We start from the raw sequence: 15,685 nt of genomic DNA on the forward strand, positions 1-15,685 counted from the left end.
CGGCTCCGGTGACAACACCCCCCGGATCATGAATGACTGGGGGCAGACATCATGCCGGAGCCGGCTGGCTCCTACCCCTGATCATCGCTGATCAACGGGCCACGAAAAAGGTAACGGGGTGAGCGGTGAGTCGGCGGCGGGTGGGCAGCGGTGCCGTCCTGAGAGCTGTCGCAGGGGCCGTGGTCTGGCAGCGGGGCGGGATCGAGTCCACAGGAGATCCGGAATCTGCCCACGAGCGCGCTGCCGGGCAGCACTCGGACGGGACCCAAAGACACGAGGAAGTCGGAGTCAGGAGGCGGTCGGACTCGGGAGGAGTTCAGAGTCAGAAAGAGGTCGAACGCGAGAATTGGTCGGACGCGGGAAGAGGCCGGACGCGGGAGGAACTCAGAAGGGCGGGGATTCGTCGTCCCAGTACTGGGAGCGGCCCGCGTCGTCCGGCGGCGGACCCCACGACCAGTGCGGCAACCCTCGGACCCCGAACTCGGCATCGGCGTCGGCGCCGGCACTGGAAGTGGTGCCGGAGCTGGTGCCGGCATCATCGGCGGTGCGGGCCTGGTTGACGGTGCCGTCCGTGGACACACTCGCCCCGCCTACGGACCCACTCGTCCCGTCGGCCGGCCCCCTCGTGCCACCGACCACGTCACCACCCCGGCCAGTGGCAGAACCCGACCCGACCGTGGACGCACCCGTCGCCTCGTTCGCCCCGCCGGGACCGCGGGCGGACCCGCTCGCCCCGTCGAGGGACACACTCGTCCCCTCAACCCCGGCACCCGTCCCACCACCCGGCGACACGACAGTATCGGCGTCCGACTCGGGGTCCGACTCAGTTGCGGTGCCAGTGGCGAGGTCAGTGTCGGTAGTGGGGTCCGTACTGCTGGTGGGGTCAGCGTCTGTGTCGCTCTCGGGAACCGTGCCCTGCCCGGGGTTCTCGTCGTTGTCCGTGTCCAGGCCCAGGAAGTCGGGGCTGAGCATCTCAAACGCATGCCGGACCTCACCGGGATGCTCCGGCGGGAACACGTCTACACTCTGGGTGGTCCCGGCTGTCCTCGACAGGACCGCCAACCCCGGCGTCGCCGCCGTCACCCGCGTCCGAGGTGCCCTGTCCTCCTCGCAGAAGGTCCTCTCCTCCACGGAGAACGTCCCGTGCGCGGCGCGCCAGGAGGCGGGTCTTCTTGTCCGAGTTGTGTGAGGTCGTCATATCAGCCTTCTGGCATGATATTCGGTCGCGGTCTGGCGTGTTACCGGTTACACACTATGTCGAGAAGCAGGCGATTTCTCGGACCGGGTTCTTCACGCCCTCCACCAAGTCCACCGGTCCCGGCCCACCGATCGCGGGTCCAGGTCCACCGTGCCCACCCCTGGACCGCGGGCCGAGGTCAGCCGGCTACTGACCTCAGTCCTCCGGCGGAGGTGGCGGTACCGGTGCTCCGGCAGGAGGTGCGACCCGCGGGTAGGACCGTTGGGCGGCCGCCACGGCGGCGGGCACCTCGGCAGCGCCGACCCCGGCCACACCGGTGGAGCCACCGACACCCGCACCGGCCGCCGCACCGGCACCACCGACACCACCACCGACTCCCGCTGTGATCAGGGTGCCACCGGGGCCACGGGAGGGACTCGGGTCCCAGCCGGTGTCGACGACCTTCCTCTGGACGAGGATCGCCAGGAGCAGGAGGGCGAGCCCGATGAGGACGACGACGATGAGACCGAGGACGGCACCCATGCGCGCGCCGTAGCCGATGAGGATGCCGAACCAGCCGAAGTCCGCGTCGCCGAAGGTGGTGCCGGCGGCGCCGAGTTCCTCGCCGAGGACCTTGAGGAGGAAGGCCGGCAGGAAGGTGACGATGAGGCCGTTGACGAAGCCACCGGCCACGGCACCTCGGCGGCCACCGGTCGCGTTGCCGTAGACACCCGCGGCGCCGCCGGTGAAGAAGTGGGGCACGAGGCCGGGCAGGATGACGGCCAGGCCCCAGGCCGGGCCACCGAACACGACGAGCACGGCCATACCGAGGACACCGCCGACGAAACTGGAGATGAAGCCGATGAGCACGGCGTTCTGCGCGTAGGGGAAGACGATCGGGGCGTCGAGCGCCGGGATCGCACCGGGCACGACCTTCGAGGCGATGCCCTGGAAGGCCGGGACTAGCTCACCGAGGATGGTGCGGACACCGAAGAGGATGACCGCGACCGCGACACCGAACTGCAGGCCCTGCGTCACCGACATCATGAGGTAGTTGCCGACGTTCGCCGCAGGTGTTTCGAAGGCCGCGAAGGCCTGCTCCTGACCGACACGGATCAGCAGGGTGACCGCGAGGACGAGGTACATGAGCACCATCGACAGGGCGGTCGCGACCATGGAGTCGCGGAGGAAGCGCAGACCCTCGGGCAGCTTGAGTTCCTCGGTCGAGCGCGAGCCCTTGCCGACCAGACGTCCGACGGAGCCCGCCGCCACGTATCCGGCCGTGCCGAAGTGGCCGATGGCGATCGAGTCGTCGCCGGTGATCTTGCGGGTCCACGCGTGTCCGAGGGCCGGCAGGGACACCATGAGCACACCGAGCAGCAGTGCACCGACCACGACGACGAGCGGACCGGCCACGTTCGCCGTCGCGAGCACGATCGTGATGAGGGTGGCCATGAAGAGGATGTGGTGTCCGGTGAGGAACACATAACGCAGCGGCGTGAACCGAGCGAGCACGAGCGCGACGACGAACCCGAGGATCATGATGTACGCGGCCGTCGCACCGAAGGCGTCCTGGGCGATCGCAACGATCGCCTCGTTCGTGGGCACGACGCCCTGGGTACCGAGCGACCCTCGATCATCGTGCCCAGCGGCGCGAGGGAGGCGGTGACGAGCCCGGCACCGGCGCTCACGAGCAGGAAGCCGAGGACGGCCTTGAGCGCACCGCCGATCACCTGCCCCGAGGACTTGCGGAGAGCGATGAGACCGACGGCACAGATCATGCCGACCAGGAAGGCCGGGACGCTGAGGATCTCGTTGACGAGGAAGTTCGCCGTGGCGACCAACCAATTCATGACGGATCAGTCCTGTCTGATGATGGGACCCGCGGGTCCCGGAAGGTTCTGTGTGGGAGTGCGTGGAGCGTCAGAGTGCGTAGAGCCGGCGCAGGGCCGCGTCGATCTCGGCCTGCGAGGTGAAGTCCTCGATGACCTCGACGGGGACACCCACGTCGCCCAGGGTCTTCGCGATCTCCCCGGAGGTGAGGACGAAGTCCGCGTCGCCGGCCTTGCCGCGGGCCGAGATCGTGTCGGTCGCCTCGACCGTCACGTACTTTCCCCAGCCCCAGCGCTCGAAGACCTGCTCGAGGGTGTTCTTGAGGAACAGGCTGGTGCCCAGCCCGTTGCCGCACACCGTGTAGACGAAGTTCTTGCTCGCGACGACCGGCCCGGAGTACCCCGCCGCCGAGGCGCCCTGCCCGCCAGACTCTCCCGTTCCGGGGTCCGCCGGTGCAGTGCCCGGCGAAGCCGCCGGTGCGGTGTCCTGCGGAGCCGGGACCGCGGGCTCGAAGACCGCGAGGAGGTCTTCAGGAGTGGCCGCGGCGTCGAGTGCGGCCTTCTTCTCCTTGTCGGCGAGCACCTTGGCCAGGGCCGCCAGCGCCTTGCGGTGTGCGGTGTCGTCGACCGCCGCGAGGGCGAGGGTGACCGGGTCGTTCTTCGCGTGCCCGAACTCGACAGGAGCGGCGAGTCGGACGAGCGACATGCCCGTCCGGGTGACGGACTCGTCGGGGCGGGCGTGGGCGAAGGCGAAACCCGGGGCGATGACGATGTACGGACCGTTCTCGGTCACGTTGTCGATCATCTTCTGCGTGTAGGACTCCCCAGCGATGCCGCCGGAGACGAGGAGGGAACCGGCGGCGGTGATCGCCGCGGCCCATCCGGCGGCCGGGACGTCGAGCGCGACGGATTCCGGTCCCAGGAGTTCACTCAGCACGGACATGGTGTGCGAACGACCTTTCGGACTGTGCGTGGACGGTGCCCACCCGCCAGCCGTGTGCACAGCGGGGAGCGCGTCATGACGACATCACACTGGTTCACAGACACGAATCATCGATAGACCACCCAGGTGGCGTTCATCTCCGTCCCGAGGCGCGAGAAGGCCCTGGTGACGGCCTCGCGAGTGGAGGATGTCACCAGGGCCTTCGATCCGGTGGGAACGGTGGTTTCCCACCGGGACCGGTCATTCAGACAGTCGTTCAGGCAGTTGTTCGGTCCGCCGTACAGGCGGTCTTCTCGCGGACCTGACGTTGGATGCGCGCGAGCATGCCGCTCATCCCGTTGAGACGCAGCGGGCTCACCGACTCCGTGAGCGACAGACGCAACGGGAAGTCGGCGGGGACGGCGAGCACCTCGGCGGCGGGACGACCGTCCAGCCCCTCGGCGAGGATGCCGGCGAAGCCCCGGGTGGTGGGCGCCTCGGCGGGAGCGGAGAAGAACAGGCTCACGGTACGGGACTCGTCGTCGGCGACCTCGGTGACGAGGAAGATGGGCGACTGGCACTCCGGGACCGGCTCCAGCAGGTCGGGGTGCTCGGCGTAGCGCGGCGGAAGGTCCGGCAGTTCGTCACTGAACTCCAGCAGCAACTGGAGACGCTCGGACTGCGGCATGTCCGCGAAATCGTCGGCGATCTCCTGGAGGCCTGCCGGCAGCGGGGTGGTCGTCTCGCTCACTTCCGGGGCGCCTCCCCCGGCTCCTCGCCGCGGGCGATCGGCACGCGCACGGCGTTGCCCCATTCGGTCCAGGAGCCGTCGTAGTTGCGCACGTTCTCGTGGCCGAGCAGGTGGGTGAGGACGAACCACGTGTGACTGGAACGCTCACCGATCCGGCAGTAGGCGATGATGTCGTCGCCCGCCTGCAGGCCCTTCTCGCCCTCGTAGATGGCACGCAGTTCCTCGACGGGCTTGAATGTGCCGTCCTCGTTGGCCGCGCGGGCCCACGGGACCGACTCCGCCGAGGGGATGTGGCCGCCGCGCAGCGCACCCTCCTCCGGGTAGTCGGGCATGTGAGTGCGCTCGCCGGTGTACTCGGCGGGACTGCGGACGTCGATGAGGGGACCCCTGCCCAGGTGGTCGAGGACGTCGGGCAGGAAGGCACGGATGCCCGCGTCGACACGCTCGACGACGGGGTACTCGGTGGACTCCGGCTGCGGGGTCTCGCGCGTGAGTTCCCGACCCTCGGCCTGCCACAGCGCACGGCCCCCGTCCATGAGGCGGACGTCCTCGTGACCGAACAGGGTGAAGACCCACAGGGCGTAGGCGGCCCACCAGTTGGACTTGTCGCCGTAGATGACGACGGTGTCCTCGCGACGGATACCCTTGCGGCTCATGAGCGCCGCGAAGCCCTCACCGTCGACGTAGTCGCGGGTGACGGGGTCGTTCAGCTCGGTGTGCCAGTCGATCTTCACGGCGCCGGGCACGTGGCCGGACTCGTAGAGGAGGACGTCCTCGTCGCTCTCGACGACGACGACCCCGGGGGTGTCCAGGTGGTCGGCGACCCACTGGGTCGTCACCAGCCGCGAGCCGGCGGCGTAGGCGTTGAACTTCTCGTTCGATTCGGGCGCGATGCTCATGGAAAAACCCTAACGCAGTGCGGCGTGACCGGTGACCCGTCAGAAGTCTCCGTCCACCACCGCGTCCGCCTCGTGGGACTCCAGTTCGGCGACGGCGAGGACGACGAGGGAGGCCGTCCAGGCCAGTGGTGCGACGGCGGCCGGGGACCCGTCGGCCAGCACCTTCTCCGGGAGCGCACCGTCGGGCGTGCGGTGATCGCGCAACCAGCGCAGGAGGTCACGGGCTCCGGCGGTGTCGCCGTTCGCCGCGCGCGTCCAGGCGAACAGGGCCGTCTGCGGTGTCCAACTGATCCCGTCCTTCTTCCACCCGGCGCCCGGGGCCAGTCCCCCGGCCGGACGGGCCATCTCGGCGGCGGCGAGGTCGAATGCCTCCGCCACCTCGCGCCGGGCGGTGGCATTTCCGGGCGCGACGGAGGTGTCGACCTCGGTCGGCTGGAAGGGCGGGAGGAGGAACGCGACCGCGGCGTCCCTCTCGGAGAACCACCGGTAACGGGTGTATCCGGCCGACCCGAAGTGCTCGTGGACCCGCGACTCGGCCGCGAGCGCCACCCGGTGCAGGTCGGCCGCGTCCGCGGTCCTGCCCGCCATCCGCGCCACGCCCGCGGCGGCGTACAGTCCGGCGAGCACCGGGGCCGCCGTCCCGAGGGTGCGCCGCATCTCCCGGACCTCCCAGTAATCCGAGGAGACCGGAGGCAGCGAGGCCCCGCCGTCGACCAGGCGCACGAGCGCGGAGGTGAGCCCCTCGACGAGGACGCCGAGGCGGTCGAGGACCTCGGCGCGCGAGAGCACACCGGGTGCCGTTCCGGCCCACCCGTCGAGCGGTGTGCCGGCCCGCCCGTCGAGCGATGAGCCGCCCCCTTCCGGGACCACGACGAGCACCCGGGCCGTGGCCCACATCAACCAGCCGGTGCCGTCGATCTGGACCCCGCGGTCGTCGGGGGTCGTCGCAGTGCCCGGGACGTAGCGTGCCTGGAACCGCCCGCCGGGCGGCAGGAGATCCTGGAACCGTTCGAGGACCCGGACGGCGTCCTCGACGTGCCCGGTACGGGCGAGCGCCACTGCGGCGAAGGCCGCGTCCCGGGGCCAGTGGTAGCGCCACTTCACCGACCACCCGGCGACCACTCCCCCGTCGTCGGTCGTGAGGGTGTGGATGTCGAGCAGGGCGGTGCGCACCATGTCCGCGAACTCGCCGGCGGCCGCCTGCCCCGCCCCGGTGCCCGGCACGTGCCCGGCCTCCAGCCAGGAGACCTGCCCGCCGGCCCGGTCCCGGGCGGCCGGGTCGTCGCCGAACACCCGCGTGCCCGACACCCAGGCCGGAGGTGGATCCGCCGGGAGCAGATGCCGCTTCCCGGTCCCGTCGATCCCGACGGCCGTCGAATAGAGGGGGTGGTGGGCGAAGGCGGGGTCGACCTCCCCGTCGGGACCCGCGACCGGGACCGGTACGGGAGCAGGGTCGGGGTCGTCGGGCACCGGCGGCAGCAGCCACGTGAGTACGCCGAGGGCGCCCGCGGTCGCCAGCACGTCCCTGCGCGTGGGGACGTCGCCGGGAGTGCCGTGTCCTCCGGGAGTGCGGGGCGCCTCGGGAGCGGGTCCTGCTGCGCGGGCACGCGCATGCGGGCCGGAGGACGGCTGTCCTGCAGCGGGCCGGGGGCGACGGGCGGGTTCCATTGGCGCAGCATTCTAGTGCAGGCACAGACGCCCCGATGCAGGCGTGGGCTCCCGGATGCGGGCCGAGGGCCCCGCGGTGCAGGCCCAGGCTCTGCCAGGATGGGAACATGCTCGACTTCACCGACTACGACACCCGGGTCGCGGCGTACGCGCTCGTCCTGTCCGACGACCGGTCCGAGATCCTCCTGGCCTGGTACAACGGCAGCGGCGGAGGCTCACCCGGGTGGACGTTGCCCGGCGGCGGGATCGAGTTCGGGGAGTCACTGGAGGACGGGTGCGTGCGGGAGATCCACGAGGAGACCGGCCTGCACGCGACGCTCGGCCCCGTCATCACGACGGACGTCTTCAGCACGGAGTCGGACGGGCGCAGGCCCGGGGGTCGCCCCTTCCGGTCGGTGCGGATCGTGTACTCGGCGCACGTGACCGGCGGGACCCTCGGCACGCTCGAGGTCGAGGGCTCCACGGACCACGCGGACTGGGTGGACCTCCACGAGCTGCTCTCCGATCGGACGAATCCGCTGATCCTCAAGGCACTCGAAGCGGAAGGGGTCCTGCCACCGGAGTGACCCTCCCGGGTCGAACCAGGGTGGTCCGGGCCTGTTCCCGGTCCGGGTCCTCCAGTAGCGTGCCGATATGACACAGGACACACCTTCCTCCGCAGACACCGCGCAGTCCCCTGACACGGCGCAGTCCTCACCCCTGTCCGGCCGCACGGTCGGGTTCCTGGGTGTCGGCGAGATCGGCCGGGCCATGGTCACCGGGCTCGCCGACTCCGGCCACCCGCACGATCGGATCGTCCTCTCGCCGCGCGGCGCCGACAACGTGTCGGCGCTGACCGCGCAGTACCCCGATCTCACCGTCGCCACCGACAACCAGGCGGTCGTCCGGTCCTCGGACGTCGTCGTGCTCGCGGTGCGCACCGACCAGGCCGAGGAACTACTCGCCGAGGTCGACTTCCACGACGGCCAGACCCTCGTGAGCGCCGTCGCCGAACTCTCGATCGAGCGGATCAACGCCGCGGGCCCCCAGGCCTCGGGCAAGCTCGTCCAGGTCACCCGCTGCATCCCCCTGCCGCCCGTCGACCGTCGGGAGGGCACCACGGTCTTCGCCCCACCGGACCCCGTCACGCAGGCGCTCTTCGACGCGCTGGGCCGCGGCGTCGCGGTGGCTGACCAGCGTGCACTCCTGCCCTTCTCCGTCCTCACGGCCACCTTCACCGGTTACCTGCAGTACCTGCGGACCCTCGTCGACCGCGCGGTGTCCCACGGGGTCGAGCGATCCGCCGCCGAGGCGTTCGTCCGCTCCTCCTTCGCCGCGCTGTCCCCCGCCCTGCGGGACGAATCGCGCAGTTTCGACCAACTCGTCACCGATCACGAGACCCCCGGCGGCCTCAACGAGGCGTTCCGCACCTCTGCCTTCGACGCGGACACCGTCGCCCACATCGACGCCGCCTTCGACGCCCTCTGGGACCGCATCGTCGAGCACCACTGAGCTGAATGCCGCCCGAACCCCGGCTGTGCCCGACGCCGCCCGAACCCCGGCACCCCGCCACTTCTGAAGTTTCGCCGCCGCTGAAGACCCGATGCCACCACGACCCGGGTGGTTGTCCGCCGTAGGACCTCCGGACAGCCCCCGGGTCGGGGTGTGTGGTCGGGTCATAGGGTCGGACCCGTTCGTCGTCCATCACCACTGATGGACCACCCCGACCGGTTCGCCCCGAACCCACCGCGAGGAGCCTGATGCAACCCGGCGACGTCATCGTGTCCGCCCGCGACCTGTCCAAGACCTACGGGAAGGGCGACGCGCACGTCGCGGCCCTCGACCGGGTCTCCGTCGACTTCCACGCGGGGCGTTTCACCGCGATCATGGGGCCCTCGGGCTCCGGCAAGTCGACGCTCATGCACGCGCTCGCGGGCCTCGACCGGGTCGACTCCGGCACGATCACCGTGAACGGCCAGGTCATCACGGACATGAACGACCGGCAGCTCACCCGGCTGCGGCGGGACCGGATCGGTTTCGTCTTCCAGTCCTTCAACCTCGTCCCGACCCTCACCGCCGAGCAGAACCTCGAACTGCCGGTCACGCTGGCCGGAGGCACCGTCGACGTCCGCTGGAAGAAGATGGTCACGGCCCGACTGGGTCTCGACGACCGGCTGGGTCACCGCCCGCACGAGCTCTCGGGCGGCCAGCAGCAGCGCGTGGCCGTCGCCCGCGCCCTCCTCACCCGCCCCGACGTCGTCTTCGGCGACGAACCGACCGGCAATCTCGACTCCCGCGTCGGCGCCGAGGTGCTCGGCCTCCTCCGCGAGTCCACCCAGGAATTCGGACAGACGATCATCATGGTCACCCACGACCCCGTCGCCGCGACCTACGCCGATCGCGTCGTCCTCCTGCGTGACGGCCGACTGGCCGGGGAGATCACCGAACCCACCCGCGACTCCGTCGTCACCGCGCTCTCCGACCTCGCCGAGGCGCCCTCACCGGCATCGTCACCCGCGCCCGCCACCCCCGCCGACCCGCACACGGGGGCCACCGCCTGATGCTGCGTCTCGCCCTCAACCAGGTCCGGACGCACTGGGCCCGCTACACGGCCATCGCCCTCGCCGTCGCACTCGCCGCCGGTTTCGTCTCCGCGACCCTCCTCGTCAACGCCGCCATGCGCGACACCCTCGCAGGCTCCGTCGGCGCCGACTACGCCGGTTCCGACCTCGTGGTCCTCGCCGAGGAGGGCTGGCCCCCGACGGAGGTCTTCACGGGTTCTGCCGAAGCCGCCTCCGGGGTCGACGGCGTCGCCGAGGCCTCTCCCACCCTGGAGGCCTGGGCCCAGGGAGCGTCCGGCCGGGCCACCGACGTCGGGATCATGCTCACGCCCGTCGACCCTGAGTCCGTCTTCGACTCCGCAGAAGTCCTCGACGGGGCGCTGCCCCGGGACGCCGACGAGATCGCTCTCGGCGTCGACACCGCCGAACGCTTCGATCTGGCCCTCGGCGACACCCTCACGGTGTACGTCCCGGTCACCGAGGAGCAGTACGCCGCGGCCGCCGAGGCAGGGGGCGCACCGGACCGCACCACCCTCGACCTCGAACTCGTCGGAACGATCGCCACGAGTGGCGACCCGGCGACCGCCGGGATCGACTCCGGCTGGATCGACCGCGACCTGTTCAGCGACACCTTCGGTCCGAATGCCTCGGCGGACTCCGTCCGGATCGCCCTCGACGAAGGTGCGGACGCGGCGTCCCTCCAGGCGGAGCTCGCCACGGTGATCGCCGATCTCGAGGTGCCGGACGCCGCGGACGACACGGTGCACACCGGGGAGGATCTCATCGTCCTCGACCACGACGCGGCCGTCGAACGGAAGGTCGCGCAGTTGTCCGGCGGCAACGCCGTGCTCACCTGGCTCCTCATGGGCTTCGCTCTCGTGTCGGTCGTCGTCGCCGCGCTCGTCGTGGCGAACACGTTCGCCGTCGTCATCGCCCAGCGTCGCCGCGAGCTCGCGCTGCTGCGCTGCATCGGGGCCTCCGGACCCCAGGTGTTCCGGTCCGTGCTCGTCGAGGGTCTGGTCATCGGTCTCCTCGGAGGTGCACTCGGTGTCCTCGGCGCCTGGGGACTGCTGGCAGGTCTCGTCGCCGCCGCGGGGTCCCTCCTCGACCTGGGCGTCGCGATCGGCGCTGTCACCCCGACCCCGGCGGCCGTCCTCTCCGGTCTCGCCGCCGGCCTCGTCCTCACCCTGATCGCCTCCCTCGGGCCGGCCCGTTCGGCCACGCGTGTCGCACCGCTCGAAGCCCTGCGCCCGACCGAGGAGGTCACCCTGGCCTCCCGCGGTGGCAGGGTCCGCGGGATCGCCGGGCTCGTGGTCCTCGGTCTCGGCGTCGCCCTCCTCGTCGCAGCACTTCTCCTCGTCGCGTCCTCACCCGTGATGATCCTCGTCGGCATGCTCGGCGGCTGCCTCGTGTTCGTGGGCATCGTCATGGCCGCGGTCCTCGTGGTGCCCGGCCTCGTCGGTGGGCTGGGACGCCTCACCCTGCGGCCCACGGGGATCGCAGGGCACCTCGCGAGCCTCAATGCGGTCCGGAACCGCCGCCGGACGGCGGCGACCGCGACGGCGCTCGTGGTCGGCGTCGGTCTCGTGACGACGATCCTCATGGGCGGGCAGACGGTCAAGGCGACCTCCGCGACGGCGCTGGCCGAGCGGTACCCGGTCGACCTGCTCGTCCAGGCGCCCGCGGGCAGCGGGAACGAGGACGGCCTCGACCTCGACGCCGCCACCCTCGCCGAGGTCGAGGCGGTCGACGGTGTCCGCGCCGCCGGGACCGCTCTGCGGACCGAGGCCACGCCCGTCACCGAGAACGCCATGACCACCACGGTCCTCGGGATCTCCCCGGACGACGCCGAGGCGCTCCTCCTCCCCCAGGCACCCGCCGTCCCGACGGACGGCACCGTCGCGATCCCCGCGGACCTCGTGAGCGCGTCCGAGGTGCGCCTCGGACCCGGGAACACTGTCGGAACCGGGGACACGGCGAGTTCCGGCGGCACGGAGGGGACCGATGCCCCGAGTGTCGGGGTCACGCACGAGGGGAACTCCTCCGACGTGCTCCTCACGACCCCCGAGGTCCTGCAGGACACCGTGCCGCACGCCGTCACCGAGGTGCTCGTCCTACGTCTCGATCCGGGTGTCGGGGCCGGGGAATTGTCCGACCTGCGGTTCGCCGTCGCCGAGGTGCTCGACCTCGCGCCCTCCCAGGTGGTCGGCTCCGCCATGGAGCGGGCGGCCTATGCGCAGGTCATCGACATCCTGTTGCTCGTGGCCGTCGGGCTCCTGGCGATCGCGGTCGTCATCGCGCTCATCGGGGTGTCGAACACCATGAGTCTGTCCGTGATCGAACGGACCCGGGAGAACGCCCTGTTGCGCGCCCTGGGTCTGGAGAACCGGCAACTGCGGGCGATGCTCGCCGCCGAGGCGGTCCTCATCTCCCTCGTCGCCGCCCTCATCGGCATGGCCGTCGGTTCCGTGCTCGGAGCCATCGGTGCCCGGCTCGTCACCACGGGGCTCACCGAACACCTGGTGCCCGGCGTCCCGTGGTGGGGGTACGGCGCGATCCTCGCGGTCGCGATCGTCTCCGGCCTCCTGTCCTCCGTGCTCCCGGCCCGCCGGGCGACGCGGCTCAGCCCGGTCGAAGGACTCGCGACGGTGGAGTGAGAGCTTCCGGGCCGGGTGCCGGGACGCGGGCGGCATCCGAACCGCGCGGCATCCGAACCGCGCGGCGTCAGTCCTCGTGGTGGAGGATGTCGCCGGGTTGGCAGTCGAGGACCCGACACACGGCGTCGAGGGTGGAGAAACGGACGGCCTTCGCCCGCCCGTTCTTGAGCACGGCGACGTTCGCCGGGGTGATGCCGACGGCCTCGGCGAACTCGCCGACGCTCATCCCCCGGCTCCTCAACAGCTCGTCGATCGTGATGCGGATGGGCATCAGACCACCTCGTCCAACTCGGTGCGCATCGCGATGGCGCCACGCAGGAGCGAACGCAGCACGAGCGTGACGCAGGCGAGAGCGACGAGGACGACGAACGCCAGGACCTGGAGGAGCAACAGGAACGGGCTACCGGCCTGGCCCCGGACGATCGTGACGGAACCCGCGAGGACGAGGACGACGGCGCAGACGAAGGAGGCCACGAGGACGTCGACCCACAGGAGCGACGCGCGGGCGAGGATCGTACGGCGGTGGATCCGGCGCACGAGTAGGCCGACCATCGCGAGCACCAGGAGCCCCAGAAGAGTGAGGGCCGTCGAGATGCCGAGCAGCGGATCCCGCAGGTCCGCGTACTCGGGGAGGGTCTCGGCGAGACTCGCGGAGAACCCGGGCAGAAGAACGATCACGCCGAGACCGACGAGGAACAGCACCCCGAGGAACACGTACGTGGCGAGGACGAGGGGCAAAGACGGGCGCGGGAAGTCAGGAAGCATGCATCGATTATCGAGAGGTCATCTATCGAAAGTCAATAGGCCTTCCGGCGGTATCGAGCCCGGGTGGAGTGACGGGACGATGAGCCCGGGACGGGATCAGACCAGCTCCAGAGAGCGGTAGCGGTTGAGTGCGGCGTGGATCTCCTGACGGCGGGGGCGGGCCATGTGACCGGGGTGGCCCCCGAAGGGTGAGATCCCGTCGAGGCCGTGTGCGTCGATCCGGGCGAGCACCGCATCGACGAGTTCGGTGACGGTCCGGACACCGTCGGCCTCCTCCGCGATCCGGTCGAGGATCCGGGCGATCGCTTCCGTCTGTGCGGGATCGACGAGTCCTGCGACGAGGGCGAGATCGATGTCCTCCCGCCCGTACTGGACCGTCCCCCTCCCCCGTGCCCGGGCGGACTTGGTCTTGTGGCGCGGGTGGAGACTGCGCGGGTCGACCACCCGGGTGCCGTGGGTGGTGGGGAAGGGCGCCTCGGCGGCGGGGCCGGCATTCTCGGGACCGCGCGCGTTCCGGCCGACGGCGGCGATCCGGTGGGCCTCGGCGGTGACGTCCGCCGGGCGGTAGGCGTCGAGGGCGATGACGTGGTCGGCGACGTCGAAGAAGGCGCCGGAGCCGCCGGCGACGAGCACCGTCGAGACCCCGCGGGTGCGGGCCAGCGGCCGGATCCGGTCGACGAAGGGGATGATCGGCTCGCGGTCGCCGGGGATGAGACGGCGCATGCGGTCGTCGCGGATCATGAAGTTCGTCGCCGAGGTGTCCTCGTCGATGAGGAGGGCCGACGCGCCGGCGTCGAGCGCCTCGGCGAGGTTCGCCGCCTGGGACGTCGAACCGGAGGCGTTGGTGGTCGAGAACCGGCGGGTGTCGGTGCCCGAGGGCAGGTCGCCGATGAAGGGCGAGATGTCGACGCCGGTGACGGCGCGGCCGTCCTCCGCGCGGACGGACACGGCGTCGGGTCGGGTGAGCACCCATTCGCGTCCGTCGCCGCCGATGTGGGGGTACACGCCGCGCTCGATCGCGCGCAGCAGGGTGGACTTGCCGTGGTACCCGCCACCGACGATGACGGTGACGCCCACGGGGATCCCGGTGCCGGTGACGGTGCGCCCACTCGGCAGGTCGAAGGACACGCGCAGGGATTCCGGGCCTGCCCAGGGGGTGGCGCCCTCGCTCCGTTCCGGTGCGGCCTGTTCCGAAGAGCCCGCGCCCTGGGTGGTCAGGGGCAGGTCGGAGTCACCGGCGGCCCGCGGCAGGATCGACCCGTCGCCGACGAAGGCGACGAGCCCGGCGGCGGCGAAGCGGGACTGCAGGTCGACCTGGTCGCGGTGGAGGGTCACGTGGTCGGCGAGCGCCCGGGCGTCGAGGTTGTCGTACCGCAGGGCCGCATCGGCGATGCGCGGGAGGACCTCGGTGAGGAGGTGGGCGGCCTCGCGTCCACGCACCGAGCGGCCGGCCGCGGGCAGGGCGACCTCGACGCGGGCCTCGACGGTGTGCGGGGTGATGAGGACGCCCGTGCGGTCGAGGACCTCCTGGCCGGGACGGCCGATCGTGACAGCGGGTCGGGAGGGACCGGAGGAGCCGCGGCCTCGGTTGCCGCCCCGGTGGTTTCCGCCGCGATGGCCCCGACCGTCGCGGCCTCCGTCGTCCCCGCGCGGGGAGGTGCCGATGCGGGCGATCGCCTCGGAGAAGCAGCGGACCAGGAAGTCGCTCGTGGCGATCCGACCGGCCGCGTCGTCGACCAGGTGGCCGGGCAGTCCCGCCGTGCGTGCGTCGAGGCCGATGCGCATCTTCGAGGGCGGCGCATAGGGGTCGACCTGGACGTGGTCGACCTCGAGGCGGAAGGGCCCGACGTGGTGGGTACCCCGCAGGCGCTTGTACGAGGAGTAACCGCGGCCGTCGACGGAGGCGAGGATCTGGTCGAGTGACGTCATGGGGCCATGGTCGCAGGTACGGGCGAGCGGACGGACCGGGGCGTCCGTCAGACTGGTGGGCATGGACGATCTGCTCGTACCACCGGGCCCGGGTGCCCCCGGTGGGCTCGTCGTGCCCGGACGTGAACTCGTCGAGCGGTTCTCGCGGGCCTCGGGACCGGGCGGGCAGGGCGTGAACACGACGGATTCGCGCGTCCAGCTCTCGCTCGACCTCGGGGCGACGACCGCGCTCGATCCCACGCAGCGGGCCCGGGTGCTGAGGCACCTCGACGGCCGCCTGGACGGGTCCGTCCTCACGGTCACCGCCGAGGAGAACCGGGCCCAGCGGCGGAACCGGGTCGCCGCCCGCGAGCGGCTCGCCGCACTGCTGCGGGAGGCCCTCGCTCCCCCGGTGCCGCGCCGTCCCACGAAACCGACCCGCGGTTCGAGACGGCGGAGGCTCCACGGCAAGAAGATCCGCTCGGAGGTGAAGAAGAACCGCGCCCGGCCCCGCCCGGAGTGAGGGTGCCTCGGCAGCGGTGCTGTCATCGGGAGTACGGTCAGTG

Annotated in this window: 13 protein-coding genes and 1 pseudogene; 5 read left to right on the plus strand and 9 right to left on the minus strand. The window is 71.3% G+C overall.

The window, feature by feature from the left end; genetic code table 11:
* Positions 1 to 384 precede the first annotated feature (384 nt).
* The 6 genes and pseudogenes from AAD496_RS10145 to AAD496_RS10170 form a co-directional block, all read right to left on the minus strand.
* Positions 385 to 579, minus strand: coding sequence for a hypothetical protein (locus AAD496_RS10145; RefSeq protein WP_349828589.1), 195 nt, complete (start codon positions 577 to 579; stop codon positions 385 to 387).
* A gap of 814 nt (positions 580 to 1,393) precedes the next feature.
* Positions 1,394 to 3,030 (minus strand): annotated as a pseudogene (gene ulaA, locus AAD496_RS10150) (PTS ascorbate transporter subunit IIC).
* Between the two features lie 70 nt (positions 3,031 to 3,100).
* Positions 3,101 to 3,952, minus strand: a complete 852-nt coding sequence (locus tag AAD496_RS10155; protein ID WP_349828590.1) for a PTS sugar transporter subunit IIA — start codon at positions 3,950 to 3,952, stop codon at positions 3,101 to 3,103.
* Positions 3,953 to 4,208: 256 nt separating this feature from the next.
* Positions 4,209 to 4,682 carry a SufE family protein gene (locus AAD496_RS10160; protein WP_349828591.1) on the minus strand — a complete coding sequence of 158 codons (474 nt, stop codon included), beginning with the start codon at positions 4,680 to 4,682 and terminating at the stop codon, positions 4,209 to 4,211.
* The gene (locus AAD496_RS10165; protein WP_349828592.1) at positions 4,679 to 5,581 is read right to left on the minus strand and encodes a sulfurtransferase; all 903 of its coding nucleotides are present in this window, start codon (positions 5,579 to 5,581) and stop codon (positions 4,679 to 4,681) included. Before AAD496_RS10165 ends, AAD496_RS10160 begins: the two co-directional genes overlap by 4 nt.
* A 39-nt stretch (positions 5,582 to 5,620) precedes the next feature.
* A complete protein-coding gene (locus tag AAD496_RS10170; protein WP_349828593.1) occupies positions 5,621 to 7,249 on the minus strand; it encodes a glycoside hydrolase family 15 in 1,629 nt (542 codons plus the stop codon).
* Positions 7,250 to 7,356: 107 nt separating this feature from the next.
* Between AAD496_RS10170 and AAD496_RS10175 the strand changes: the two genes are divergently transcribed.
* The 4 genes from AAD496_RS10175 (at position 7,357) to AAD496_RS10190 (ending at position 12,446) form a co-directional block, all read left to right on the plus strand.
* Positions 7,357 to 7,815: an NUDIX hydrolase gene (locus AAD496_RS10175; RefSeq protein ID WP_349828594.1), complete on the plus strand. Its 459-nt coding sequence runs from the start codon at positions 7,357 to 7,359 to the stop codon at positions 7,813 to 7,815.
* A 67-nt stretch (positions 7,816 to 7,882) separates the two neighbouring features.
* Positions 7,883 to 8,740 (plus strand): NAD(P)-binding domain-containing protein, encoded by an 858-nt coding sequence (locus tag AAD496_RS10180; protein ID WP_349828595.1) that lies wholly within the window; start codon positions 7,883 to 7,885, stop codon positions 8,738 to 8,740.
* A 248-nt stretch (positions 8,741 to 8,988) separates the two neighbouring features.
* On the plus strand, positions 8,989 to 9,789 hold the full coding sequence (locus AAD496_RS10185) for an ABC transporter ATP-binding protein (RefSeq protein WP_349828596.1): 801 nt from the start codon (positions 8,989 to 8,991) through the stop codon (positions 9,787 to 9,789).
* Complete coding sequence (locus AAD496_RS10190; protein WP_349828597.1) at positions 9,789 to 12,446, plus strand: ABC transporter permease; 2,658 nt, start codon at positions 9,789 to 9,791, stop codon at positions 12,444 to 12,446. Before AAD496_RS10185 ends, AAD496_RS10190 begins: the two co-directional genes overlap by 1 nt.
* Before the next feature lie 67 nt (positions 12,447 to 12,513).
* Here the strand turns inward: AAD496_RS10190 and AAD496_RS10195 are convergent, their stop codons facing one another.
* The 3 genes from AAD496_RS10195 to AAD496_RS10205 all read right to left on the minus strand — a co-directional run bounded on the left by AAD496_RS10195 (position 12,514) and on the right by AAD496_RS10205 (position 15,140).
* Complete coding sequence (locus tag AAD496_RS10195) at positions 12,514 to 12,717, minus strand: helix-turn-helix domain-containing protein (protein ID WP_349828598.1); 204 nt, start codon at positions 12,715 to 12,717, stop codon at positions 12,514 to 12,516.
* Positions 12,717 to 13,211, minus strand: coding sequence for a DUF2975 domain-containing protein (locus AAD496_RS10200; RefSeq protein WP_349828599.1), 495 nt, complete (start codon positions 13,209 to 13,211; stop codon positions 12,717 to 12,719). The genes AAD496_RS10195 and AAD496_RS10200 overlap by 1 nt, the downstream gene beginning before the upstream one ends.
* Before the next feature lie 96 nt (positions 13,212 to 13,307).
* Positions 13,308 to 15,140, minus strand: a complete 1,833-nt coding sequence (locus AAD496_RS10205; RefSeq protein ID WP_349828600.1) for an ABC-ATPase domain-containing protein — start codon at positions 15,138 to 15,140, stop codon at positions 13,308 to 13,310.
* A gap of 61 nt (positions 15,141 to 15,201) precedes the next feature.
* On the opposite strand from AAD496_RS10205, the gene arfB reads away from it, so the two are divergent.
* Entirely contained in the window at positions 15,202 to 15,642 is a 441-nt protein-coding gene (arfB, locus tag AAD496_RS10210; protein ID WP_349828601.1) for an alternative ribosome rescue aminoacyl-tRNA hydrolase ArfB, read from the plus strand.
* Positions 15,643 to 15,685: the final 43 nt, after the last annotated feature.

This window comes from Brevibacterium litoralis (assembly GCF_040212315.1).
Taxonomy (GTDB): Bacteria; Actinomycetota; Actinomycetes; order Actinomycetales; family Brevibacteriaceae; genus Brevibacterium; species Brevibacterium litoralis.

What these genes read in the sequence shown, in the direction of transcription:
- AAD496_RS10165 (WP_349828592.1), bottom strand. Translation starts at nt 5,581, where the DNA reads ATGAGCATCGCGCCCGAATCGAACGAGAAGTTCAACGCCTACGCCGCC.
- AAD496_RS10190 (WP_349828597.1), top strand. Translation starts at nt 9,789, where the DNA reads ATGCTGCGTCTCGCCCTCAACCAGGTCCGGACGCACTGGGCCCGCTAC.
- AAD496_RS10170 (WP_349828593.1), bottom strand. Translation starts at nt 7,249, where the DNA reads ATGGAACCCGCCCGTCGCCCCCGGCCCGCTGCAGGACAGCCGTCCTCC.
- AAD496_RS10195 (WP_349828598.1), bottom strand. Translation starts at nt 12,717, where the DNA reads ATGCCCATCCGCATCACGATCGACGAGCTGTTGAGGAGCCGGGGGATG.
- arfB (WP_349828601.1), top strand. Translation starts at nt 15,202, where the DNA reads ATGGACGATCTGCTCGTACCACCGGGCCCGGGTGCCCCCGGTGGGCTC.
- AAD496_RS10155 (WP_349828590.1), bottom strand. Translation starts at nt 3,952, where the DNA reads ATGTCCGTGCTGAGTGAACTCCTGGGACCGGAATCCGTCGCGCTCGAC.
- AAD496_RS10200 (WP_349828599.1), bottom strand. Translation starts at nt 13,211, where the DNA reads ATGCTTCCTGACTTCCCGCGCCCGTCTTTGCCCCTCGTCCTCGCCACG.
- AAD496_RS10180 (WP_349828595.1), top strand. Translation starts at nt 7,883, where the DNA reads ATGACACAGGACACACCTTCCTCCGCAGACACCGCGCAGTCCCCTGAC.
- AAD496_RS10175 (WP_349828594.1), top strand. Translation starts at nt 7,357, where the DNA reads ATGCTCGACTTCACCGACTACGACACCCGGGTCGCGGCGTACGCGCTC.
- AAD496_RS10205 (WP_349828600.1), bottom strand. Translation starts at nt 15,140, where the DNA reads ATGACGTCACTCGACCAGATCCTCGCCTCCGTCGACGGCCGCGGTTAC.
- AAD496_RS10185 (WP_349828596.1), top strand. Translation starts at nt 8,989, where the DNA reads ATGCAACCCGGCGACGTCATCGTGTCCGCCCGCGACCTGTCCAAGACC.